Below are 23,653 nucleotides of genomic sequence, written 5' to 3' on the forward strand. Positions count from 1 at the left end.
GGAATCTGCCGACCGTGCTGGCCGCTTCGAAGATCTCGCGAGTGACCAAGGGCTCGTGGGTCGGCAGGGCGGACCACACCCACGCGGAAGGTGGATTGACCTTGCCGCGGATGCCGCGTTCCGGCCGGGGCCGTTTACGGCGGTTCCACACCATGTACCCGGTGTGCTTAGGATTGTCGAGAACCTCGCGGACGTTGCTGGCCGTCCAAGCGCCGACCCGGTGGCGGCGGCCTTCTCCAATGATCGGGTCTGGTGGCGGGTAGCTGTCGGGGTCGCGGTTGAGGCGGTCGGCGATGGCTTGGTAGCCGATTCGATCCAATGCCCGGAGGAGGAAGATTCGGGTGACCACCGGCCCGCGTACGGGATCCGGGACCAGGCGGTGCTTAGTCCGACCCTGCTCGGCCTTGTTCTTGACAGGGTGCCGCGTCTTGACGGCCGCGTAGCCGTACGGCGGTTTGCCGATGTTGAAGCCCTGGTTGGTGTGGGCTTTAGTGCCGCCCCAGGACAGCTCAAGCATGTTCAGCACGTACCACTCGGCGATGGCCTGCTTGATGCGCCGGGTCAGGGTGGGTGTGGCCCGGCGGAATGGCGCGGCGCGTTTGTCGAGCCCCGGCACTGCGGATGGGTCGATGCCCTCGTCGGCGGCCAGCAGAGCGACGCCGGCCTGCTCGAGCTCGTACTCGATCTTCGTGCTGAAGTACGTGGTCCTTGCCACCCGCTCGATCGACTCGCAGACCACCGCAACGAATCGCCGATCCGAACGCTGCGCCTCGGCGAGCAAGTCCGCGATCCCGCCGTCGCGGGGGATGGGAATGTCGAACTGCTCGTGCGCGGTGCCGGTGCCGCGGCATTCGACGCTCTTGCGGCCGGACTCGACGTCGTAGAACTTCGCCACGATGACGAATCCGGGTGGCAGCGCGTTGCGCGAGCTCTCCAGCTGGCGGGGGAGGGAGAGGGTGGGATCCTGCGCGTCGTCGGTCGAGGTGCGGCCCATCCAGGCGACGGGCACCGCCGCCTGCTGGAGAGTCTCGGGAACGTTCTGGTCGGCAACGATACGAAGCCAGTCCAGCAGGGTCGCCTCGTCACCAGCGTCGATGGGCTGCGATACCTCAGGCGGTTGTGCGGTCATGTCGTTCTCCGTCTGTCTCGTCGGGTGGGTGGTTGGCGAACCACTCGAGCGCGTCCCTGACGGCTGCCCCTTGCTGCTTGATCAACTCTTCGGCGGCGGTCCCGTGAACCACCACGAACGTGATCTTCAGGCTGAGCGGAACGGTGCAGGAGTGCTGGATTGCGCCGGCCTGGGCCGCCGCAACGTAACTTGACTCGCCTGCCGGCGGGCTCGGCTTGTCGGCCCTGTCGCCGGGCGACAGGGCGCTGTCGTGTTGGCCGGTCACGGTGTCACGGGTGACAGGGAACTGGCGCGGATTCTGACGCCCCGGGCCGTGACCGCTGTCGCCGCTGTCATGGGGTGTCACGGTCGCCGGTCCGGACGTCAAATTTCGTCGACGTGGTGTGGGCGGTCTGTCGTGGGGTGTCAGCGGCGCTGTCGCGATCTGACGCCGGCGGCTCATGGCCTGTCGCGTAGGTGTAGGTGTCGTGTGCCGTCGTGGGCGCCTCTGTCGCGACGGTGCCGCCCAGGGCGGTGCGCCAGAGGTTGATCGGTGCCGTGTCGTGAGCAGTCATCGGCGGGTCGCCCCGTGCCGACTGGCCGTGTTCGCACCTCACAAAGGCGTCGTTGCAGGCCTGCACGCGGCGTCGGTGTGGCCGTCCCGGGTCAACAGCAACCCAACAGAACACGCCGTTGGGTTGGTGTTCGTTCCAACGATCACCGGCCAACACGGCCAACAGCGCACCGACCTGCGCTGTTAGCCGTGTTGGATCACGTGACCATACCCAACACGGCCTCGATCTCCTCGGGGTCCTGTTGGGCGGTGTTGGGCGGTGTTGGGCGGCCGGCCGTAACGGACGCCGCGTTGGGTACCCAACCGGAGGCCTCGGCAGACAGGACATCAAATCGCGCGGTGGCCCATGTCCGCGCTCGAGAGGATCGCGTTGGCACCGGCTTGAGCGGGCCGCGTTCGCCCCCGACGCCACCGCTTCAACCTTGGTGGACGACCAATGCCCGGCCGCCGAGCTGACGTGCAAGTGCGAAAGGCGGTGCAGACCGCCCTGCGCCAGTCGCCGGTCTGAACCGCTGAACGCAACTGCCCGACCGGCGCTGTCGCCGCGGCCCTGGCGCGAGAACTGCGCTGTCAGCCTGAGCCCGGTCTGTTGGCCGGCCCACGTGTCGGCCCGGACCCGGCACCGCCCGGCCGACCCCAGGCCGGCCCTGCACGCCCAACATCGCAGCTAGGAGCCGCCGTGCCAGCTACCTGGCCGACCCGACTCTTCCCTATAAGGGGAAGTCTCCCGACCGGGGATGTCGCGTCGGTCCGTCCTCGCCGTGGGTGCCGTAGCAGACGCGACAACGGGCGTGCAGGGCGTCGGCAGGCTGATCGTCGCTGGGTACGTAGCGATGTGGCCGGTAGTCGAGCCGTTCCACACTCACCATCGGCACGGTGCCATCACGGATGACACGAGCAGCCGTGACAGTGGCGAGGTGGTAGCCGGCCTCGGCGAAGCAGAAGTGGAAGCGGTGGCTGTAGAAGCCGGTTTCCAACACGGATGCCATGACCGCCGGAAGCGCGGAACCCTCCACGCACTCCGGCACGTGGACGAGTACCGCAGGCGGGTAGTGCCTCATGATCATCGTCAGGCCGCCCGTCTCGTCGCGCGGTCCACCGGAGGGCAAGCCCACGCCGGGCGGTTGGGCTGATGTGGCGTCCTCGGGACCAGCATCAATGGCCGCCGTTCGCGCGCCGCCGCTGAGCCGGGGTGAGTGCCCCCGCTCGCCCGACCTGGTTGTAGGACTGCGTCGGCAGCGTCGCCCAACTCGGCGTGCTCGCCGGGCGTGGCGGGTTGGCCGCTGCGGGCATGTCGGCGGTGGTCATCGCGCCGCAGTGCGGACACCACCGGCTCTTGACCTTGAAACTGATCAGGCCCGCGAGGAACCCCACCACAAGCGCGCTCGTCGCCGCGATTGCCACCATTGGGTTTCACCTCCAACGAAGTGGTTCGTGGTCGTCGCCATGTCCCTGCCTTCCGTGATGGGCGAGGGCACGCCGACCTGCCGCTCGATCTGTGCCTGGTCGAGGAGGCGATGCAACGCGGCGGCTTTCTCAGCCGCCGATCGCTAACTGGCCTCGCGGCCCAGCCGGTTCAGCCGACGGCGCTGTATCGACCGGCGAAGGCCCGGAATCCATCGCAGCATCACCGCCTCCCTATCGCGGATCTAGGGGTACGGCGACGGGCCATCTGGGGTTCGTACCGCGGGTCGTCGCCGCCCACTACGCAACGTACGTTCGGCGATCAGGCAAATGAACGGACGCGACGCCCCATTTTCGGGCAAGCGTGATCTTCGGAAGGTGGGACGTTACGTCCTACTCGACGCCGAGGCGACGGGCCAGGCTCCTGACCGCGGCGGTCGGCTGGCGGCAGCCGAGCAACTCACCGACCACCGCGCGCGGAAAAATCTGGTAGCGAATCCAGCGCGGCGCCATCCGCTCAATGTTGAGCAGGATCCGCTCGGCCTCGGCGGCGTGTCCCAACGCCACGTGAGCATGTGCCAGGTCGGTCTGGTGCCGGGCTCGGGCCGCGAGTGGCAGGCCGGTATTCGCCGGCATGTCGCGAGCAGCGTCCACGGCTCGCACGTAGTCGCCGGCCACCACGGACACGTCGACGCGTTGCATCACAACCTGGCTCACGCCGAATGCGGTCTGGTAGTCGTTGCGGTCCTCGCCCAGCCGCGCCGCGGCCCCGTGCGCCACCTGCAGCAGGTCCTGGGCCTCGTCGTCGTCACCCGACCGCGCGGCCGCCGTGGCCGCCGTGACGAGCAGATTTCCCCACATGCTGATCGCGGCCTTCGGCGCCCGGCGACGCGGCTCCATCGCGTCCGCCTCCCGGATCGCGATCACCGCAGCGTCAGCCGCCCGCGCCTGATTGAGCAGCACCCACGACCGCGTGCCCACTATCGCGGCCCGCAGGAGCGGGTCCTCGACCACAGCGAGGCCCTGGTCGGCGGCGACCAGCGACAGGTCCGAATGACCGAGGTGGACCAGCGTGCACGCGGCAATCTGACAAGCCTCGGCGAATGGATCCCTCGAAGGCAGACTCCTGGCGCCGCCGATGATGCCTGGCAGGAACGCCGAGAGCAGGTCATAGTCGCCGCTCCAGTACGCCGACCACGCCTCGCTGATCTGCGAGCGCAGGTCCTCCGGCTCAGCCGGCTCCGCGAGCGCGTCTGCGACCGGGGTAAGCGCCCGCCGTAGGGCAAGCAACCCACCGTCTACCGGCACGGTCTCCAGGTGAGTGGGCTTGCTCAACAGCGAGGACAAGTCGACGTCCAGTGCCACGGCGATCGCCGACAGCGTACGTATCCGAGCCGTCGCCTTACGGCCCTGCTCGAGCTTCTGGATCACATCGACACTCACACCCGCCCGCTCAGCGAGCTCCTGTTGGGTCAGCCGGGGGACGCGCTCGGTGCGCAGTTCGTGGATGCGCTGCCCGATCTCGAACATCTGCATCTCCCCGGTAGCGGGTAAGGGCTGGCGGCGACCGCTACAAGCTGCCGCCACTACCGACGGTACTCGCCCCACATCCACCGCCAGCACCTGCGGCAGGCGCGGGCGAAGCCCCGACCTGTCGTTTCCGCTGGTGCATCCGCGAGATCGCAAGCCGACGCTGTGCGCGACAACGCGTGTAGGCCTTCTGCGACGCGAGGGACAACGCTACCTTCGAAATTAACGGCGTTTGATCAAGCTCGGGACACCGCCGGGCACTGTACGAACTGTTCCGTCGAAGCGGGTATGGCTACTGTGCGCTTGATGAGCGTTGAGCCGAAGCGGGCCAGTGAATGGACCATCCACGGGGAACGCGTCGTCGACGACACCCGCCGGGCGGTGCTGAGCATCGCGGACGTCGAGCTACCCGACGGCGTCCGCTTCGAGCAGTATGTGCTGCGCATCCCGGCCGCCGCGATGGTCATCGTGCTCGACGAATACGAGCGCGTACTGATGATGTGGCGGCACCGCTTCATCCTCGACCGCTGGGTCTGGGAACTGCCCGGCGGCTACCTCGACGCGGCCGAGGACTCCGTGACCTGCGCCGCGCGCGAGGTCGAGGAAGAGACCGGCTGGCGGCCTCGCAGCATCGAAAGGCTGATCAGCTTCCAGCCGATGGTCGGCACCATCGACCAGGAGAACATCGTGTACCTCGCCCGCGGCGCCGACTTCACCGGCGCGGCCCCGGACATCAACGAAGCCGAGCGCCTCGGCTGGATCCCGCTCGACGAGATCCAGCAGCACATCGACAACGGCACCATCGTGGGCGCAGGCTCCGTCTCCGGCCTGCTCGCCCTGCAGTTACGCAAGGCGACCGGCAAGCTTTAAGCGTTCGCCAGCTCGGCGAGTTGCGCACCGCGGGTAGCCCGGCATGCGGGGCGGAGTGGAGGCGTTGGTGATCGACGACGGGTGGCAATCAGCGCCGACGGCTGTCGACGTGGCCCGAGCGGGTGTCTCGCACGACTGGCTGACCAGCATCGGCGACAGGTTGTACTGGGTGGAGTCGTCTCCGGAAGCCGGCCGTGATGCGGTGGTGACCTGGTCGGCCGGGTCGGTTGCCGTTCTGCCCGGTGACGGGGTGGGCAGCGGCTTACACGCCTACGGAGGGATGCCGTACGCGGTCCTGCCGGCGGGTGAGGTCGTGCGGGTGAACGCCGAGTCGGGGCAGCTCACCGGCGCGGTCACGGAGCCTGCCACCGCGCATACCTATGGGGATCTGACCTGGTCGGGCGTTGAGCTGCTGGGCGTCCGGGAAGACGCCAGTGGCGACGAGCTGGTTGCGGTCGAGATGTCGTCCGGACGGCTGCAAGTTCTGGAGGCGACGGACGGGTTTCTCGCTTCGCCACGGGTGTCCGAGGATCGTCTGGCCTGGGTGCGCTGGGACCGGGGTGTGATGCCGTGGGATTCCAGCGAGGTGTGGGCGGCGAGCTACCTGCCGGATGGGCAGCCGAGGGGCTCCGTGCGCGTAGCCGGCGGGCCAAACGAGTCGGCGTTCCAGCCGCAGTGGGGCGTGGATGGGTGGCTGTATTTCATGTCGGACCGGACAGGGTGGTGGAATCTTTACCGGTGGCGTGACGGGCGGACCGAGCCGGTCACCCCGGTTGAGGCTGAGTGCGCGACCGCGCCATGGGAGTCCGGCTACGCCAACTACGCGATGCTGTCGGACGGGCGGATCGTGATGACCGTCCAGCTAGGCCCGGTGCATGAGCTCGCGGTGGTGTCCTCCGGCGCGGTGGCGCGACTGCCTGTGCCGTACACGTCGATCAAGCCGTTCCTGGCGGTGGTGGGTGACCGGGTCGCGGTGATCGGCTCCTCGCCGACCCGGATGCAGGAGATCGCGTTGGTCAGCACGGCTGGCAGGGTCGAGGTGGTCCGGCCGGGCGCGGATCACCGGTTCGCTGACGTGTCGATGCCGCAGCTGCTTCAGGTCCAGTCCGGCGGTGCCCAGGTGACGGCGGTCCTCTACCCGCCGTCCGGTGAAGCCGCTCCCGCGCCGACGATCGTGCGTCCGCACGCCGGGCCGACCTACCACAGCAATCTTCGGCTGGATGGTGAGGTGCAGTTCTTCACCAGCCGGGGGATCGCGGTGGTCGACGTCGACTACCGGGGCAGTACGGGCTACGGGCGTACGTTCCGGAAGGCTCTCGACGGGCAGTGGGGCCGTTTCGATGTGGCGGATTGTCGTGCCGTCGCCGAGCATCTGATCGACACCGGCCGGGCGATACCGGGTGCGGTGTTCATCTCCGGGGCCAGCGCGGGCGGCTATACGGCGTTGCGGGCCGTCTGTGCGGAGGGGCCGTTCGCGATGGCGGTGGCCCGGTCGGCGATCGTCGATCCGCGGCGGTGGACGACGACGGCACCGAGATTCCAGCGGCCGCACGCCGCGATCCTGGCCTCGCCCGACTCGGCGGTCCGAGCGGACCAGGTGCGCCGGCCGGTGTTGCTGGTCCACGGCGTACGGGATGAGATCGTCCCCATCGGCGACACGACGGCCTTGGCGGACGGGCTGCGGGGGCGCGGCCTGCTGGTCGGCATGCTAACGCTGGAGAACGTCGGGCACTACGTGTCCGGGACCGGGCTGGTGGCGGTGCTGGAGGCGGAGCTTGACGCCTACCGGAGCGTGCTCAAGGACGCCGGCCTACCGCTGCCGAGCTGAACAGCACCGGCAGCCGGAGCCGCGCGTACTCGGCGATCGCTTGCACCTCGGGCTGGAGAACCTGGAACCCAAAGATCGTTAGCCGCGAGGTCCTCCTGGTTGAGAACGAAACATGGACCAAAGGGACGTCCAGCCGGCAAGGTCATGCACCCAAGAGGCGGTTGCGACGGCCGACTTGGCTGCCCACTTCTCAGCGTTCTTTGTCGCGAAGTAGTTCAGGACCTTTGGGGCGGCCGTGTGCCACGCGGGTTGTCGTGCCAGCCATTGCTCGGCTTGTTGCGGCGTGTGGCCGGCGCTGATCAGCCACGGGGTGAGTGTGGCCAGTTCAACCCATGCCGCGGCTTTGGTGGCCATCGCCCAGTCGACGATCCGCAGGCCGCGTGGGGTCACTATCAGGTTGGCGGGTCCGAGGTCGGTGTGCACGAGCGTGTCGCCATCCATCGCGGGATGTTCGAATCCGAGTCGCGCCTTTGGGCTGAACAACGGCACATCGGGTACTGGTGTCGCGCCGAGCATCGCCAACGCTTCCTCAAGCAGTTTCAGGTCGGGGCTTCCCGGGGACAGGTCGGCGTGCGGGCCGTCGCAGTGCTCGAAGCCCACGACCAGCCAGCCGGCTGCATCGAAGTACCACTCGACGGCGGGTGAGTGAGACCTGCTGAGGGCCTCGCTCACCCGCAGTTCGTAGCGCAGGGACCGGACACCGAAGTCACTGTAGGCCGCCTTGACGAAGACCGTCCCGTGCGTGCCGGTGACGGTTGCGGCTATCTCCGCGTGATCACCGGTGGTGGCGGGGATGGCGTGCGCGTCGCCGACGCGGTCGGCTACCTCCTTGCGGACGACGTCGGGCAGCGCGGTCCAGTCCATGCGCATCGGTCAGGTAGCCCTTTCAGATTCCCGGGTTGGGCGGGCAGCAGGACTTCGCCTCGCCGTCCCAGAACTCGGGGTCGATGTGGTAGCCGGTCGCCTTCAGCGCCCGGCGGGTGAACTGCATCGAGGAGCCGTCCGCCATCCCCTCCGTCAGGATCGGCACGTGGTGCACGAATCCTCCCGCGATCTGCTGGCAGGCGGCCAGGTACGGCTCGGTGTGTTGCAGCGACACGTGCCAAGCCGCATCGACCGGCTCGGTCGGGACGACGCGGTAGGACCGGCCGTCGGGCAGCAGCTGGCCGAAATCGGGGTCGTGCTGCGAGTCGGCGTGCGCCTTCAGCATCAGCAGCATCTGCCCGACGGCCCGCCGGGCGTAGGTCTTGGTGACCTCCTGCACGGCGGCGAAGTGCAGGGCCAGTCTGTCGAAGGTCTGCGGGTCGACGAGGGTCTGGGGGTCCTTGTCGGCCTTGGCCGGCAACGTGGGGCTGAGCGTCACGGCTCCTCCTCAGGGATGGATGGATCGGGTATGGACCGCCGACGCCTGACCAGCGCGCCGGTGAAATCCCGAATCAACGGGCAGATTGCTGGTGGCCGATGAGGCTCGGTGCGTGGGAGATGTAATCGACGTTCGGCTCGGTGCGTGCTGTCTGGAGCAGATCGGCGGCCAGTGCGCTGAGATCGGCGCCGGCCAGCCATTGCGTCAGTAGGTCACGTGCCTCGGCGATCTGTCCGGCGAAGGCGTCAGGGTCGACAATGCTGGCGGGCGGGATCACGCGTCGCAGCGAGGCCGAGGCAAGCGCGGCCTGGGCCAGCTTTCCGGCGATCCAGTAGCCGGTGCGCTCGCGGGCCACGAAGGTCACGTGGACGCTGTCCTGCCCCTGGTCGCGAGCGTGCGGGTTGTGCATCCAGCCGCGCGGGAGCACCAGGATCTGACCGGGTTCGAGGTCGAACTCGTAGTCGGGTCGCATCGACTTCATCCGGTCGAGGACGTCGCTGCCCGGCGAGGTGTTGGACGCGAACTGTTCTCGGTGCGGTTCTTCGACCCCGGGTTCCCAGATCTGCCAGGTCTTGCGACCGGCGAGTTGGTAGACGAACCCCATGTTCTGGTCCCAGTGGTGGTGCAGTCCTTGCCCTCCGGCGGGGGTGACGAAGCCGGTGGCGTAGGCGCCGTAGCCGGTCTCGTTCTGGATCGCCGAGCAGATCGCATGCACTGCTGGACACCAGCGGTGCAGGTTGCGCAGTTGGACGGTGTAGCCCCGGCCGCGCCATTTCGCGACCTTGCCGGGGTCGAGGTAGCCATCTGTGGAGTAAGCCCGAGAATGCAGCGCCGCCCCGTCTCTGATCACGATGAGCTGGTCCGCTGGCGCGGTGCCGGTGTCGAGGTAACTGTTGACGAGGTTCGCGTTGACAAGGTTGCGAACGAGGCTGTCTTCGGGCGGCTTGTGTAGGGCCGGCTTGGTGGGCCAGGCGGTCATGATGTCGCTGACGGTGGCGTCGTCGAACAGGATCGAGAGAGACATTCCCACTCCAGCGTTTCCGGTTGGGGATCACTTGCGGGCCACACCGCCGTACACCGACACGTGCTCGGCCGGCGGCCGGTCGGTGTTGGGCTCAGGCCGCCATTCGCTGACGATCTGCAATCCCGGCTCGACCATCGCCAGTCCGTCGAAGAACGCCGCGACCCCGGGCCTTGCCGCGGAGCGTGGTATCCGTCTTGCCGACATGGCCAGCGGCGGTGAGCGCCTCGATGCTGCCGTGATCCATCAGGTCATCGGTGGCGTGCGAAACGACCAGATAGCTACCCGGCGCCATCGCGTCGACCAAGCTCTTGACCGCTGCGCCCGCCGCCGAGTCGTCCGGCAGGAAATGCAACACCGCGACCAGCAGCACCGCGATCGGCTGGGCCAGGTCCAGAGCGCCGGTCAGGGTCTCGTCGGCCAAGATCGTCTGCGGCTCGCGCAGATCCGCCTCGATGTACGCGGTCCTGCCCTGCGCGCTGCTGGTCAGCAGCGCCCGAGCGTGGACCATTACCAGCGGGTCGTTGTCCACGTACACGATCCGGCATTGCGGTGCGATGCTTTGGGCGACCTGATGGGTGTTGCCCGCAGCCGGTAGCCCGGTGCCCACGTCGAGGAACTGCCGGATTCCCGCCTGCTCGACCAGATAGCGCACCGCACGCTGCAAGAACATGCGGTTCTGTCGGGCCGAGGTCCGGATATGCGGGTAGATCTTCTCGATCGCGTCCGCCGACTCGCGGTCCGCGGCGAAGTCGTCCTTGCCGTCCAGCCAGTAGTCGTACCGGCGTGCCGGGTGTGCCACGGACGTATCAATCGACACGGATAGACCGCTGCTAGTCACAAGACACCTCTAGGCCGGAGTAATCGGCCTCCCAGACGGCGCGGGCTCGGGTAGTGAAACCAGCCATCAGCGGAAGGTCAGCGGGGGACTTCGGCGCCGCGGCAGGCGGGTGCGGATCTCCGGCCGCGGCAATCCGAACCTACGAGGCGCGTATCGCGGTGTGCTATGAAGTTGCAGATTGTTGCGCGAATTCGTGCCGTGCTTTGGCGATGAGGGCTATGGCGTTCCGACCGAACGCCGCTGCGTCCCGCATTCGCTCGAACGCGGCAACGTACAGCTCGATCTCCTCGGCGCGGGTGATGTCGAGGCCGGCGGTCAAGGTCTCCACGCGTACCAGGACGTCGTCGAAGATCCAGAAGGCTGTTTGGGTGTGGGCGCCGAGGCCGGCCGTGGCCGGAATGATGCCCAGCGAGACTCGCGGTAGATCCATAGTGGTGCTCAGGTGGTCGAGTTGCTCGATCATCGCCTCGGCGGACGGTACACGGCTGTAGAGGGCTTGTTCGGCGAGCAGAAAGACGAATCGATGATCGCCTTCACGCAGGACCCGCTGGCGGTCCATCCGGACCTGGTTGGCCGGCTCGGCGTCGTCGGGCAGGTCGTGGGTGCGCGCCCAGTCGGTCATGATGGCCTGGGAGTAGGCGGCCGTTTGCAGCAGGCCGGGCACGACCCAGTGTTCGTGGGCGCGCAGCAGCCGGGTGCGTTCGTACAGGGATGCCGCGGAATCTTGCAGGCGGCGCAGGCCGGTGCGGGTGTGGCGGCGCCACTCGCGGTAGGCCGTGTCGACCGTGCGCATCTGAGTGATGAGGTCGGGAATCTGCGCGTCGGCGCCGCATGCCGACGCCCATGCGCGGATATCGGCATCCGAGAGGCTCTGCCCGCCGTGCTCGACGCGGGAGACCTTCGTGAAGTGGAAGCCGGTGGCGTCGGCGAGTTGCCGCCCCGTGAGACCCGCATCGAGGCGGATCTCACGGAGACGGTTGCCGAACGCCTCGCGCGCTCGTCGTTCCTTCGCAGACACGTGAGGTCAGCTGGGCCGGTACTCGAGGTGCGGGATGCCGATCCGCCACGCGGCTTCGAACGCCTCACGGCACAGCTTGACGTCGTACGGGTCAGAACTTGTCGTGAAATCGATGTTCAGGCCGTTGCCGGTGTAGTGATGGAAGATCACCAGGTCGTCCAGCATGGTGAAGTCGTTGCCGGGGAACGCCACCGAGGAGACCAGGCGGCGCGAGACCCACCGAATCTGGTCACCGGCCTCGACCATCGGCCCGACAACGCTGTACGACCAGCGGTGATAATCCGACAGCGGCTCGGAGACGACATGCGCGCGCCGGTAGGTCCGCCCGGCGGCGACGTTCGCCCGGACCTTGTCGCAGTACGGCGCGAGCCACGCCAGATCGTCCGGCTCGCCAGCCGCCCACGCCGCCATTCTCGGCAGCTCAGACTCCGTGCCGTAGGAGTCTCGCAGCTCCAGATGCAGCGACTCGCGGTCGAACTGATGGATCCTGGCCTGGAACTCGGGCAGCGTCAGACGCGCCATCACTGCCCTTGCGTGAAGAACGGGATCATCCGGTCCGGAATCTCGACGCACGTTTCGCCGTCCGGGATCTTCATCGAGGCCAGCGCCTCGGGATCGGTGACGACCCAGCCTTGAACGACCCAGCTACCACGGTCGGTCCGGTACAGCGTCGGCGAGTTGTCCGGCACGGAGTTCGGATCCCCGGCGATGAGAGTCAGGCGCACACGGTCCTCCAACCCTTGAAGGTTGCGCGATGTTGCGCAATCCATGTCGACAACCATCCCATCGCCCGGCGAGCCGGCCGTCAACCGCCGAAATTGTCGCCAGCAGCACAAGGGCACCCGTTCGAAGATCGGGTGCCCTCACGTGGCTAGTTCGTCAGCCCGACCCGGTTGCCCCGGCGACGGCCGGGCGCGACGCGTCCGGAGCTGGCGGGCGCGCGGGGACCCTCGGGATTCAACTGGCTTACGGCGCGGGCCGGATGAGCCACTCTCGTGGAGGCCCAGGAGAAGAAGAACGAACTCCTGCGCCTGGCGCGCGACGCGACCCAGCTGGCGTCCCGCTATCCCGACCTCATCGCCGGTGGCTGGCACCGGCACTCATACGTTCATAAAAGGCGAGCCAAAACCGCGGATCAGCCGGGCAAGGTTTGACCTTTAGGAATGCTGACGGTAACCCACCGCCTCAGACTGCCTGGCCAATACCGGGGCAAAACGACCACATGGTCGCGAAGCTCTTGTCGCCTCTGATTGACCTGAGGCACGATGCCATCAGTGAAGTTGCTTTAAGTCATCGACAGAGTGCAGCGAGTAGCGCCACGGGTTCGAAGTACGGTGTTGTCTGTCTGATGACGGCCGAGACCGTCGAAGGTGTCGTGCTTCCCCGTGCCGGCTTAGTCAGGCGAGGGGCCCGCCCATGAGTCGTAGCGCGCGGTCGCGCAAAGTCTCCGCCGAGGACCACCAAGATTGGCTCGCCCTGGTCAGCATCTCTGGGCCGTTCCTGGCCCTTCCTGTGCTGACCAGGGTGTGGCCGACCCTAGCGGCGGTCGATCCAGACTGGTGGCCCAAGATGAGGGCAGCTCGTATGGGCGGCGACCAAGACCCGGACTATTGGATCGAATTTCTGTTGCGCCGGCTCTGTGGTTGGGGCGACCAATTCATCAGAAATGACCTCGGCCATCTTCGCATTGACGTCCCTGAGCACAGCACGACGGTCGAGCCAGACTTCGCGCTGGTCGAACCACGGACCGACGTCCCCAAGCTGCTGGGGATGACGCTCAAACCTGGCCAACATCCAACTACGCGCCCGAAGAGCGATGCTTGGCCTGCGACGCCAGTGGATCGCATCGCTCGGCTGTGCCGACACCACGATGTGCCGCTCGGCTTGGTGACCAACGGACGCTGGTTTGCTCTTGTCGTGGCACCGCCGCAGTCGGTCACGTCGACGGCGATCTTCGATACTGCGACCTGGCCGGAGTCGTCGGAACGTGCCGTAATCAGGGCTTTCTACTCTCTTCTGGAACGTCGCCGCTTCTTCGGCGTCCCCGAAGGGGACAAGCTGCCAGCGCTCCTCTGGGAGAGCCTGGAACGGCAGGCTGAGGTCACCGGCGTCCTCGGCGTGCAGGTCCGCCAGGCGGTGGAGATGCTGGTCCGCGCCATCAGCTGGCACGACCTGCATGCGATCGAGCAGCACCGTCCCGGCCTTGCCCGTGTCCCAGGTCACGACGTGTACCGCGCGGCGGTCACGATGGTCATCCGAGTCGTCTTCCTCCTCTACGCAGAGGAACGTCGGTTACTCCCGGCGGACAACGATCTGTACGCCGCCTCCTACTCGGTCCGGCACTTGGCCGAACGCCTGGAGATCCGCAGTCAGGAGGCCAGCGAGCAGGATCTCGAGCACTCCCGCGGCGCATGGCTGCAACTGCTTGCTCTCAGCGAGGCGATCCATTCGGGAGTGGTTCATGAACGACTCAGGCTGCCGACCTACGACGGACCGATGTTCGATCCGGGTGTCCATCCGTGGTTGGCAGAGGTCTGGATCGACGACCGCACTGTCCTTCATCTGCTGAAGGCGATTCGGTACGTCGTACTGGGCCGCGAGCTGCGTCGGTTGTCCTTCCGGGCGCTCGGCGTCGAGCAGATCGGGCATGTCTACGAAATGCTGTTGGCATACGACGCGAAGCGTTCCAGCGAGATCATGCTCGGTGTCGAATGGGCGGCGGGCAAGACGGCGGAGGTTGCTCTGACCGACCTGGAACGTCATGACCGACCCGCTGGCACTCCGCGACAACGAGCCGAGACGTTGATCGGCTTCTTCGCGAAGCCGGGCGATAAAGCGGTCGGAGGGCTGGGCCGCCGGCTGGACACTTCCGACCAGACCCGCGCCGAGGCAATGCCCCTTCTCTACGCCGCGTCCGGCGGTGATCGGGAACTCACCGCTCGCGTACTGCCTTACCTCGGCATACTGCGTCGTGATCTCCGTGCCATGCCGCTGGTCGTCGCGCCCGGAGCGCTGTACATGACTGCGTCGCAGGACCGCTCGATGACCGGCGCGCACTACACTCCGCCGGAGTTCGCCAGCCAGGTCGTCGACGGGGCGCTCGACGACCTGGCATACCGCCCAGGTCCGCGGGAGACGCCTGACCGGTCGCAATGGCGAGTCCGGCCCGGCGACCAGCTGCTCGACCTGCGGATTGCCGACATCGCGGTCGGCTCGGGTGCGTTCCTTGTCGCAGCTTGCCGCTATCTGGCACAGCGCCTGGTGGAGGCATGGGCAGAAGATGGCGACCGTACCGCAGCTGAACTCGTGGAGGCCGTCCGCCAGCATGGGCCTCCTGATGATGTCGAGGCCGATCCGCTGGTCATCCGAGCTCGCCGGACGATCATCGAGCGTTGCCTGTTCGGCGTTGACATCAACCCGATGGCGACCGAGATCGCTCGGTTAAGTTTGTGGCTGATCGCGTTGGATCCGGCAAAGCCCTTCAACTTCCTGGATCACCACATCGTGGTGGGCGACTCAATGATCGGCATTCACTCGCTGGGCCAGCTCAGGGAGCTGCATTTCGACGAGTCCGCCGGACGGCGGCTGCGAGGAAGGTGGCTGGGGGATCCCAGTCGTGGCGTTCGGGACATGGTGTCCGACCTAGTCAGAACGCGCCGGGAACTGGCGGAGCAGCCTGACGACAACCTGACGACTGTGATGGAGAAGTCCAGAAAGTGGCGACGGGTTCTCACCCGTACCAGCTCTGCGATGTTGATCGCTGACCTGGTGTCCGGCGCCATGATCAAGAACGCGGGTCAGCCAGAGAGCGAGATGGACGACGATGCGGTCGCCGTCGCAGAGCTTGCACGTCGAGTCAAGGCGGAGTTGCCTGGCGCGGTCGAACAAGCGCGAGAGGTGGCGGATCGCTGGCTTTCGGTGGAGCAGCCACACGGCAAGGCACCGCGGGTGCCGCTGCACTGGCCGCTGGTATTCGCCGACATCTTCGATAGGGGTGGATTCGACGCGGTGGTCGGCAATCAGCCCTATCTCGGCGGGCAGGGGCTGACCGGTGTGCTCGGGCGGCGATACCGTGAGCTTCTGGTGCGTTGGGTAGGTGGCGGGGTACGGGGCAGCGCCGACCTGGTCGCGTACTTCGTCGTGCGGAGCCATGACTTGGTGAAACCCGACGGCGTAACGGCTCTGATCGCAACCAACACGCTATGGCAGGGCGACAGCCGCGAAGTCTGCCTTGATCGACTCCTCGACCGGGGGGTCACAATCCGACGAGCCACCAAGAGCCGTCCGTGGCCGACCTCCTCAGTGAGCCTCCACGTCTGCATCGTGCACACCAGCCGACGGCCACCGGCTCCGAACGCCGCGACCGAGTTGGACGGACGGCGGGTGCCCGGCATCACCTCGTCACTTGATGTCCGCTCGCGGGTAACCGGAACCGCGCACCGCCTCGCTGAGAACGCTGGCCTTTCGTTTCAGGGGTCAAACATCCTCGGGCTCGGATTCACGATGGCCCCGGAAGAGGGACGTGCGCTGATCGAAAAGGACGAACGCAATCGGGATGTGCTCCTCCCTTACCTAAACGGCCAGGACCTGAACAGCCGCCCGGACTGTTCCGGCAGCCGGTACGTCATCAACTTCCACGACTGGCCCGAAGCTCGAGCGCGCGCCTACCCCGATTGCTACGAGGTGGTTCTCAACCTGGTGAAGCCCGAACGCGATCGCAACTCACGGAAGGTACGTCGAGAGCGGTGGTGGCAGTTCGCCGAACGGGCGCCGAACCTCTACAGGGCGATTGGAGGGCTGGCGCGGGTCTTGGTGATAACGCTGGTCAGCAAGACGGTGATGCCGATGATGGTGCCAACCGGGCAGGTCTTCTCCCACATGCTCGGCGTCTTCGCGACCGACGACACGGCCATGCTCGCGTTACTCTCCAGTGCGCCGCACTACTGGTGGGCCGTTACCCATGCGTCGTCGATGAGGGCCGATCTCCGTTACACCCCGTCCGATGTGTTCGAGACCTTCGCCCGGCCGGAGTCAACGGTCGAGCTGCGGCGACTGGGCGAACGCCTCGACGACTCCCGGCGTCAGCTGATGCTGGCCCGACGGGCGGGACTGACCGCAACGTACAACATGGTGCATGACAAAGGTTGCCGTGACGAGGACATTGTGAGGCTCCGCAACACCCACGCGGATATCGACCGCGCGGTGATGCGCGCCTACGGCTGGGACGACATGGTCCTGGATCACGATTTCCACGACACCCGCCAAGGAATGAGATACACCGTTAGCCCGGCTGCGCAACAGGAGATCCTCGACCGGCTGCTGGAACTCAATCACACCAGACATGCCGAAGAACGCCGTGGCGCGGCCGGCCGGCTTCCCCGCCAGCTCAGACTCGGCGAAGACTCGGAGACGTCAGCTTCACTTGCGCCGTAGGACGAGACGTTCCGCGTTCAGATTGACCCCGGTCGCCTTGAAGCCGGCGGCCGCGATGGCCTTGCCCAGAGAGTTGGACGGCGAATACCAGTACGGCGGGTGCCGGCGCGCGGATGGCGCCAGCGGAGTGCCGAGGACGTCCTCCAAGTCGTCGAAGGTGATTGGCAGTTCTTCGGCGGCCTGGGCAAGCAGCCATTGGGTGAGCGGTTGGTATTTACCCTCGGCGGAAGGCTCGTCGCCGGCCGGCAATGGATCACGCTGGGCCGGTACGGCTCGTGGCGCGAGGTCTTGAGGCGCCGGCCAGATTTCCAGCACCGCTTCGGTCAACTCGGCAGTGCGCGCCCGGATGAGGTCGTGATCCCACGCCGTGGCGGCGCCGTGGACAAGATCGGCATTGAGCTTGAGGGTGCTGTGCTTGGCAAGCTCGGTGCGCTTGCCCGTCGGGCCAAGGCCACGTTCAAGCGCTTGCTCGTCGGTCCAGGGTCGGTTGGACAGGGCAGGGTTGAGTCTGCCGTTGACCAGCGTCAGGTTACCCAGGGTATGCATAAGGCTGTCGCGTTCGGCGGCGTCGCTCTCGCTCGTGATGCCGGTGGTCCAGTGTTCGCGCCACGCCTGGGGAAGGACGTGCTCCACGGTGAGTCCGCGTGGACAGCGGGCCTCCTCGCTCTTGGCGGTGCGGCGGTTGTCCTCGATCGCTTCCAGCACCATACGCAGGCGCGCCCGTAGGAGTGACTTGTAGAGAGGCTCGGTCTCGAGAGCCGTCCGTACGACATCGTCCGATGGCCATACCCGGGAGTCGGCGGTCTGGGCGGCCAGATACCTCTCAACGACGTCGCCGGCGTTTGCTGGCCCGGCGGCGTTCATCTCTCGGAGGAGGTCAAGCACGAGCCGATTGATGTCTTTGGCGGTGAGCCGGCACAGCGTACGCCGTACCAGCCAGCTCTCGAAGCTTCTCAGGGCCTTGTCCCGTTGCCGGGCCGGCATCTCCTTCTCCGGCCACCGGAGCAACCAGAGCAGAAGAGGGGTGACGACCGCCGAATCCAGCGCCTGCAGCGCCCGGTAGCGGAACTGGCCGACGGCGGAGTCGACCGGCCAGCTGTCGAGGGTGGCGAAGGTCTTCGCGCCGGCGTCGAGGTCGGCCAGGAGAGGTTCGATCTCCAGCTTGCCGGCGCGGACCTCGTCGCGGAACGCGGTGAAGATCCGGTCGGCGGGCACTTCCTTGAGGAACCTGGCGACCATCCAGTGGTTGACGAAGATGTCGACACGCGGCACGTACTGCCGACCACGGGCCACCCGGGCCCGCCAGTAGTCGCTGTCGAGATCCTGCCAGTACTTGCGGTACAGCCCGACCACGTCGGCGTCGTGCGCACCTGCGAGCTGGAACACGAAATTCTTCATCAGGTCGGCCGCCAGCAGAGGCGCCCCGCGATGATTGAGGGTCTCGAAGATGACCTGCGCGTTGTCGCCCGGCTCGAGATCGATTACGACGAGCTTCAGATGGTCGCGCAAGGTCTGCGCCAGCGTCCTGATCCTCGGGACCGGGTCGGCCGGACCGTCCGTCGCCGTCGCCCACGCCGTGATCTCCTTGACGAAGAAGGCGTGCGCCTGCGCGATCCGGGTCGCGGCCAGCTCCGACGGCACTTCCTGGTCGTCATCCATCGCCGCCTCGAACGCGGCCTGATCGCGGTCCGTCGGCCAGACTTTGAAGATCTCCCAGCGCTGCTGCGTGATCGCCGGTGTGTTCTGCACGAGGGCACGCAGCGCTTGGGCGTCCACGGGAGCGCCGTGCTGCTGGGCGACCCACTGGGCGGCGTCGAGCAGCAACTGCAGCGTGGTCAGCCGCTGCTGTCCATCGACCACGTTCCGCACCGCGATGTATCCGGTGGGGACGAGCGGTTGATCGAGCACGATCGCGCCGAGGAAGTGCGGCGATGCCTGAGGACCGAGGTAGCCGACCGGAGCGTTCAAAATGTTTTCCGCGACCGTGCGGACGTCGGCCCAGAGCGGCGCCCACTGCAGCTCCTCATCCCAGACATAGGGCCGCTGGAACAGCGGAATCACGTAGCGGATGTCGTAGCCGAAGATCTCTGCGGGGCTCCGGGTAAACGCCTGCACGGGTTCTTTTCCTATCTACGCGGGTGTACCGAGAGTTCAATCGCACGTGACCGAGAAGTCTCTTCTGTCCGGATGTCGGGAATCGTTCGGCGTTTCGCTACCCGTCTTGCTTCACCCAGTCGGGTGGCGCCGCCGTCACGGCCCGCAGCTCCGCGTCGACCCGGAACTCGTGGAGGATCAAACGGGTCCGGGCTTCCTCGCGTTCGGCGTTCGTGAACAGCGGCTCGAACCACGGAAGGAGTGCAGCGAACTCGACGCTGTCCGCCAATCGTCCGAGCGTGTAGAGCCGTTGGAAACCGTACGAGGTGTGCCGAGGGTCGGCGAGGAGACGCTTCGTCGCTTGTACGGCGTCGCCGGAAGCTTGGACCATCTCCAGAAACTGGGTTGGGTTGTAGCCGAGTCGCCGCAGCCGTGGGATTCCTTCATGGATGTAGGCGTTGTAGCGGTTGGTGAGCTGCTTCAGGTCGTGACTCATCGGCCCTCCCCGGCGGGCTGGAGTTGACGATCGGTGAGGAACGGGCTGGGGACACCGTGCCAGAAGACGGCGAGCTCGTCGCGGGCTCGGGTGGCAGCCACGAACAGTAGAGACCGGTCGCGCTGCCGTTCGCGCTGGAACTTCTTCGGGTCGCTGTCGCGGTAGCGATTGATCATGCTGCGTGGCACGAGGCCGTCCACGACACCCGCGATGATCATCTTCTGATACTCGAGTCCCTTGAACCGGTGCATCGTGCCCAGGTGCACTCCGTCGGACTGCTTCGGACCGTCCGGGCCGATCTCGACCACCGTGACGCCGTCGGTGGCCAAGCGGGCGGCCACGTCGTTGGCCAACTCGCGGGTCGGCACGCAGACCGCCACGGAGCCGTCCTGTGGCGTATTCCAGTCGGCCACCTGTTCGGCGATGAGGTCAAGCTCTTCCGTCCACGTCCCGGCGCTACGGAAACGAGGCGGTGCTCCGCGCAGCAGGGAGCGGTATCCAGCCAGGTCCTCGGATCCGCCGTCGAGGTCGTCGTAGACCTCCCCGCTCATGATCTCCAGAGCCGCGGCGAGGATCTGTCGGGTCGTGCGGTAGCTGAGGGTGAGCCTTGACGATCGGCCTCGAATGTTGATGCCGAGACTGCCGAGCGTGACCTGGTTATCGTAGATGCGCTGGTGGGTGTCTCCCGTGAGGAACATGTCGTCGGGACCGGCCGAGACCATTGCACGGAGCATCCGCCAGTGCGCGGCGCTCAGATCTTGGGCCTCGTCCACCACGACATGTCGATATCGGTAGTCACCGGCCGCCGCTCGGGTGCTCTCCAGCGCGGCGGCTCGTACCGCGACCTGTCGCCAGGTGCTCATGTCCTGGGCCGCCAGCCAGCGGGCGAACCGTTCGGCCAGCTCCCATATCTGGTCGCGCTCCATCCGGTTGAGGTTGCGGCCACGGTAGGGACGGCGGGCGCGGAAGTAATCGCTTCGGGTAGCCAGCGCCTGCCCGAGGATGACCTGTTCCCATTCCGCGGCCAGGAAGTCGGCGTCCCATGCGGTCTCGCCGATCTCGGCGGCCAGGAACCGGCGCCACAGCTGCGGGGCTTGGCTGTCGTCGACCTTACGCTTGGGCGCGCCCGGGCCGGCTTCGGCGACCAGGCGAGCGGCCACCCGGTCGATGTTAATCACGTCGACGCGGGCGAGGATCTCTTCGCCGGCGAGAGCGACCAGACGGGTACGCAGATCGGCCGCCAGGTTCCGGTTGAACGTAGTGAGCAGCACCGCCCGGTCGTCACCCGAGGGCAGGTTCCGAACCAGGTGGGCGACCCGGTGAAGCGCCACGATGGTCTTGCCGGTGCCGGGACCGCCCCCGACCCGGGCGGGGCCACTGTAGTGGCGCTCTACCAACCGCCGCTGGGTCGGGTGCAGGAAGATTTGCCACCGTTCGAACGACTCGGCCAGCATGAAGTTGAGTGCTTCGTCGTCGGTGGTCACCGAGGTCGCGGGCCGCCGCGCCGCCGCTGCGAAATCTTGTGTGTCGACCGCCTCCGTGGTCCGCACCGGCCGGGTGACCTGGTCAAGCACGTCCGCGTAGGGCTTGCCGTCATACAGGGCGAAGAGCACGTCGACGGTGAGCTGCGGCGCGCGGTCGACCAGGTCGAGCAGTTCGTCTTCGCTGGTGAGCTGGCGGACCTCAGGAAGCAGAGGCTCGGCGACGCCCAACTCGATCAACTGGGCGTCGGAGATGGCGGCGAAGAGAGGCCCTGCGTCCGCGGCGCCGGTAAGAAGCCTGCCGACGATGCTGTCGCCGACCGGTTGAGTGTCGATTGGGTGGAGGTCCATCACCTCGATGCCGCCCGTGATCCGGTTGATCCGGTACGCGAACCGGTCCAGGTCGGCATAGACCGCGCTACGATGCTCGACACCGACCAGCAGGTAGTCCCGTTCGCCGATATGGAGGAGCAGGGCGCGAAGGTCACGCTTGACCCGAGCCGCCATGAGCCGGCTGTCGCCCCGCAGGTTCTTGAGGTCGAGCCCGGGTTGGTCTGGGTTAACGCGGAACTTGTGCATGAATTCGTAGACCGCCCCGATGTCGGTGCGGTCAAGCTTCATGATCTCCTTCTCGGCCCGTTCCAGGACCTGGAGCTTCGCAGCGGCGCTCATCGGGTGATCCGTTCCGCGAGCTCTTCTGCTGTCCATCGGTCGGCGGTGCGGGCGTCCCAGCCTTCTGTCGAGTAGGCGCTGTCGCGACGGATGGTCTCCGGATCGTCAGGCGGGTCGGCCCACAGGATGGCGATTCGCGGGCCCGGCCAGGCGACCTCAGCCGGCCATGCCTCGTCACCCAGCTCATAGCCGACCACCGGCGTAGGCAGGCCGCGGATCACCAACGGCTGCAGCAACTCCTTGATCTTGGCATCGTCGATGTGGCGCAGCACCTTGGACCACTCGTCGCCGACTGCTCCGCCGGTCACCGCATCCGGGGCGGTCAGGCCAAGCGAGGTGAGCAGGCCGGCGATCTCGTCCGGGTCGGGCCGGCCCTGGCCGGGCAACCGGCGCAGGTCAGCGAGAAGACTGGTCAAGGTCTGCTTCGCCTCTTCGCGGCGGCCTGCGCCGAGCAGCAGCAGACCGATCTGCTTGCGTAGTTCCAACGTCTGCGGATCCTCGTCACCGCCCTCCGCGCGCTGGTCGGCCAGCAGGTCGCCGAGATGCCGCAGCGCGTCCGGGGTACGGCCGATCAACGCGTAGCAGGTCGCTTCCTTGAGCCGGCAGTCGTATCGCAGCTGCGCCCAAGCGGAGCCGGCGAGATCCGGCGCGAGTGCCCGGTACAGCGGGGCTGCCTGCCGGTAGTCGCCACCGTCGAACAGCGCCGCCGCCAAATCGTGCCTGGCCCGCAGCACATCGGGGTCGGTAACACCGAACGCGTCTGCCGCTCGGCGCGTGACCTCGCCCAACGCGTCCGCAGCTTGCCGGAAGCGAGACTGTCGGACCAGTTTTTGAGCGTCCTCGTGAGCCTTACGCAGTTCCGCGCGCAACGCCCTCGCCTGCGGTCCGACGGTCTGTTTGTCCCGACGCGAGGGCGACGCGTTCTGCGTCTCGGCAGGTGAATGCGTCACGGCTAGTGGCGTAGGGGGCGAGACGGCGCCGTCGGCGAGGACCCGGCTGACCACCTCTGCGTACTGCCGAACCGGGCTGATCTTCGCCGGGTGATCCAGCACTCCAGCTATCGGGCCGAGCCCTCCGGCGAAGGGCAGTAGGCTCTGATAGACGGCTGCGGCGCTCTCTGGGCGGTCTTCGGGCTTCTTCGCCAAGAGCGCGAGAACCAATGCCTCAAGCGCCTCGGGCACATCCGCACGCACGGTACGCAGCGCCGGCGGCGTCTCCTTCACCTGCTTGAGCATGACGGAGATTGAGGTGGATCCGCTGAACACAGGCTCGCCGGTCAGCATCTCGTGGATGGTGCAGCCGAGTGCGTACAGGTCGGTCGCTGGTTCGGCGAGGTTGGCCTCGACCTGCTCGGGCGCCATGTAGGGCGGGCTGCCGAGCGGCTGGTTGGTCATGGTGATCCGGGAGAACTCCGCCAGCGTCGGGGCAACCGCGAGCCCGAAGTCGAGCACTTTGACACAGCCGTCCGGCTCAAGCATGAGGTTACTCGGCTTGAGGTCGCGATGGATCAGCGAGGCCGCGTGGGCCGCGCCCAGCACGGCGCAGACCTGCGCGGCGATGGCAGCGGTCCAGCCGATCGATAGGGGCCCTTGCTCGGAGATCAGGTGGGCGACGCTGATTCCGTGCACCCGCTGCATGACGAGAAAAGGCCAGCCGTGCTCGTCGGTCCCGCCGTCGTACACCGCGGGCACGCCGGGATGCTGGAGACGGGCGGTGATCCGGGACTCCCGGACGAAGCGCCGGATCTGCTCCGGCTCTGGGGCGCCACCGCCGGGCGTCCGGATGAACTTGACCGCGATCTCCCGGTCCAGCTTGGTGTCGCGGCCCAGCCAGACCTCACCCATTCCGCCACGGGCCAGCGGGCTGTCCAATTCGTAACGTCCGTCGCCGAGCATCCGGACCGGCACGACTCCTCCCCGC

General features: G+C 67.0%; 19 protein-coding genes and 1 pseudogene. 4 read left to right on the top strand and 16 right to left on the bottom strand.

Features of this window, described 5'->3' with window-relative positions; translation table 11 throughout:
* Positions 1-79: 79 nt before the first annotated feature.
* The 4 genes and pseudogenes from ODJ79_RS47310 to ODJ79_RS38370 form a co-directional block, all read right to left on the bottom strand.
* Positions 80-1,129, bottom strand: a pseudogene (locus ODJ79_RS47310) (recombinase family protein); the annotation flags it as partial.
* A gap of 1,263 nt (positions 1,130-2,392) precedes the next feature.
* Positions 2,393-2,797, bottom strand: a complete 405-nt coding sequence (locus tag ODJ79_RS38360) for a hypothetical protein (protein WP_263028602.1) — start codon at positions 2,795-2,797, stop codon at positions 2,393-2,395.
* 40 nt (positions 2,798-2,837) lie between these two features.
* On the bottom strand, positions 2,838-3,089 hold the full coding sequence (locus ODJ79_RS38365) for a hypothetical protein (RefSeq protein WP_263028603.1): 252 nt from the start codon (positions 3,087-3,089) through the stop codon (positions 2,838-2,840).
* 390 nt (positions 3,090-3,479) lie between these two features.
* The gene (locus tag ODJ79_RS38370) at positions 3,480-4,616 is read right to left on the bottom strand and encodes a helix-turn-helix domain-containing protein (protein ID WP_263028604.1); all 1,137 of its coding nucleotides are present in this window, start codon (positions 4,614-4,616) and stop codon (positions 3,480-3,482) included.
* A gap of 303 nt (positions 4,617-4,919) precedes the next feature.
* Here ODJ79_RS38370 and ODJ79_RS38375 point away from each other — a divergent pair, with 303 nt between their 5' ends.
* Positions 4,920-5,486: an NUDIX hydrolase gene (locus ODJ79_RS38375; RefSeq protein WP_411267412.1), complete on the top strand. Its 567-nt coding sequence runs from the start codon at positions 4,920-4,922 to the stop codon at positions 5,484-5,486.
* 43 nt (positions 5,487-5,529) lie between these two features.
* The gene (locus tag ODJ79_RS38380; protein WP_263028606.1) at positions 5,530-7,314 is read left to right on the top strand and encodes a prolyl oligopeptidase family serine peptidase; all 1,785 of its coding nucleotides are present in this window, start codon (positions 5,530-5,532) and stop codon (positions 7,312-7,314) included.
* A gap of 78 nt (positions 7,315-7,392) precedes the next feature.
* On the opposite strand, the gene ODJ79_RS38385 is transcribed toward ODJ79_RS38380, so the two are convergent.
* The 8 genes from ODJ79_RS38385 to ODJ79_RS38415 form a co-directional block, all read right to left on the bottom strand.
* On the bottom strand, positions 7,393-8,184 hold the full coding sequence (locus ODJ79_RS38385) for a phosphotransferase (protein WP_263028607.1): 792 nt from the start codon (positions 8,182-8,184) through the stop codon (positions 7,393-7,395).
* A 16-nt stretch (positions 8,185-8,200) separates the two neighbouring features.
* Positions 8,201-8,677, bottom strand: coding sequence for a hypothetical protein (locus ODJ79_RS38390; protein ID WP_263028608.1), 477 nt, complete (start codon positions 8,675-8,677; stop codon positions 8,201-8,203).
* A gap of 73 nt (positions 8,678-8,750) precedes the next feature.
* Positions 8,751-9,701: a cupin domain-containing protein gene (locus ODJ79_RS38395; RefSeq protein WP_263028609.1), complete on the bottom strand. Its 951-nt coding sequence runs from the start codon at positions 9,699-9,701 to the stop codon at positions 8,751-8,753.
* Between the two features lie 27 nt (positions 9,702-9,728).
* Positions 9,729-9,836 (bottom strand): hypothetical protein, encoded by a 108-nt coding sequence (locus ODJ79_RS47055; protein ID WP_317620740.1) that lies wholly within the window; start codon positions 9,834-9,836, stop codon positions 9,729-9,731.
* Complete coding sequence (locus tag ODJ79_RS38400; RefSeq protein WP_317620741.1) at positions 9,793-10,518, bottom strand: SAM-dependent methyltransferase; 726 nt, start codon at positions 10,516-10,518, stop codon at positions 9,793-9,795. The genes ODJ79_RS47055 and ODJ79_RS38400 overlap by 44 nt, the downstream gene beginning before the upstream one ends.
* Positions 10,519-10,702: 184 nt before the next feature.
* Positions 10,703-11,557 carry a helix-turn-helix domain-containing protein gene (locus ODJ79_RS38405; protein WP_263028610.1) on the bottom strand — a complete coding sequence of 285 codons (855 nt, stop codon included), beginning with the start codon at positions 11,555-11,557 and terminating at the stop codon, positions 10,703-10,705.
* A 6-nt stretch (positions 11,558-11,563) separates the two neighbouring features.
* Positions 11,564-12,079: a DUF6879 family protein gene (locus ODJ79_RS38410; protein ID WP_263028611.1), complete on the bottom strand. Its 516-nt coding sequence runs from the start codon at positions 12,077-12,079 to the stop codon at positions 11,564-11,566.
* Complete coding sequence (locus ODJ79_RS38415; protein ID WP_263028612.1) at positions 12,079-12,366, bottom strand: hypothetical protein; 288 nt, start codon at positions 12,364-12,366, stop codon at positions 12,079-12,081. Before ODJ79_RS38415 ends, ODJ79_RS38410 begins: the two co-directional genes overlap by 1 nt.
* Before the next feature lie 186 nt (positions 12,367-12,552).
* Here ODJ79_RS38415 and ODJ79_RS38420 point away from each other — a divergent pair, with 186 nt between their 5' ends.
* Entirely contained in the window at positions 12,553-12,711 is a 159-nt protein-coding gene (locus tag ODJ79_RS38420) for a hypothetical protein (RefSeq protein ID WP_263028613.1), read from the top strand.
* Between the two features lie 262 nt (positions 12,712-12,973).
* Positions 12,974-16,990, top strand: a complete 4,017-nt coding sequence (locus ODJ79_RS38425) for an Eco57I restriction-modification methylase domain-containing protein (protein ID WP_263028614.1) — start codon at positions 12,974-12,976, stop codon at positions 16,988-16,990.
* On the opposite strand, the gene ODJ79_RS38430 is transcribed toward ODJ79_RS38425, so the two are convergent.
* The 4 genes from ODJ79_RS38430 to ODJ79_RS38445 all read right to left on the bottom strand — a co-directional run bounded on the left by ODJ79_RS38430 (position 16,976) and on the right by ODJ79_RS38445 (position 23,640).
* A complete protein-coding gene (locus ODJ79_RS38430) occupies positions 16,976-19,105 on the bottom strand; it encodes a DUF262 domain-containing protein (RefSeq protein WP_263028615.1) in 2,130 nt (709 codons plus the stop codon). The genes ODJ79_RS38425 and ODJ79_RS38430 overlap by 15 nt on opposite strands.
* Positions 19,106-19,202: 97 nt before the next feature.
* The gene (locus tag ODJ79_RS38435; protein ID WP_263028616.1) at positions 19,203-19,580 is read right to left on the bottom strand and encodes a hypothetical protein; all 378 of its coding nucleotides are present in this window, start codon (positions 19,578-19,580) and stop codon (positions 19,203-19,205) included.
* On the bottom strand, positions 19,577-21,733 hold the full coding sequence (locus ODJ79_RS38440) for a UvrD-helicase domain-containing protein (protein ID WP_263028617.1): 2,157 nt from the start codon (positions 21,731-21,733) through the stop codon (positions 19,577-19,579). The genes ODJ79_RS38435 and ODJ79_RS38440 overlap by 4 nt, the downstream gene beginning before the upstream one ends.
* Complete coding sequence (locus ODJ79_RS38445) at positions 21,730-23,640, bottom strand: serine/threonine-protein kinase (RefSeq protein WP_263028618.1); 1,911 nt, start codon at positions 23,638-23,640, stop codon at positions 21,730-21,732. The genes ODJ79_RS38440 and ODJ79_RS38445 overlap by 4 nt, the downstream gene beginning before the upstream one ends.
* Positions 23,641-23,653 lie beyond the last annotated feature (13 nt).

It is taken from the genome of Actinoplanes sp. KI2, assembly GCF_025630775.1.
Classification (GTDB): Bacteria; Actinomycetota; Actinomycetes; order Mycobacteriales; family Micromonosporaceae; genus Actinoplanes.

What these genes read in the sequence shown, in the direction of transcription:
- ODJ79_RS38395 (WP_263028609.1), bottom strand. Translation starts at nt 9,701, where the DNA reads ATGTCTCTCTCGATCCTGTTCGACGACGCCACCGTCAGCGACATCATG.
- ODJ79_RS38380 (WP_263028606.1), top strand. Translation starts at nt 5,530, where the DNA reads ATGCGGGGCGGAGTGGAGGCGTTGGTGATCGACGACGGGTGGCAATCA.
- ODJ79_RS38385 (WP_263028607.1), bottom strand. Translation starts at nt 8,184, where the DNA reads ATGCGCATGGACTGGACCGCGCTGCCCGACGTCGTCCGCAAGGAGGTA.
- ODJ79_RS38425 (WP_263028614.1), top strand. Translation starts at nt 12,974, where the DNA reads ATGAGTCGTAGCGCGCGGTCGCGCAAAGTCTCCGCCGAGGACCACCAA.
- ODJ79_RS47055 (WP_317620740.1), bottom strand. Translation starts at nt 9,836, where the DNA reads ATGGTCGAGCCGGGATTGCAGATCGTCAGCGAATGGCGGCCTGAGCCC.
- ODJ79_RS38440 (WP_263028617.1), bottom strand. Translation starts at nt 21,733, where the DNA reads ATGAGCGCCGCTGCGAAGCTCCAGGTCCTGGAACGGGCCGAGAAGGAG.
- ODJ79_RS38435 (WP_263028616.1), bottom strand. Translation starts at nt 19,580, where the DNA reads ATGAGTCACGACCTGAAGCAGCTCACCAACCGCTACAACGCCTACATC.
- ODJ79_RS38410 (WP_263028611.1), bottom strand. Translation starts at nt 12,079, where the DNA reads ATGGCGCGTCTGACGCTGCCCGAGTTCCAGGCCAGGATCCATCAGTTC.
- ODJ79_RS38365 (WP_263028603.1), bottom strand. Translation starts at nt 3,089, where the DNA reads ATGGTGGCAATCGCGGCGACGAGCGCGCTTGTGGTGGGGTTCCTCGCG.
- ODJ79_RS38370 (WP_263028604.1), bottom strand. Translation starts at nt 4,616, where the DNA reads ATGTTCGAGATCGGGCAGCGCATCCACGAACTGCGCACCGAGCGCGTC.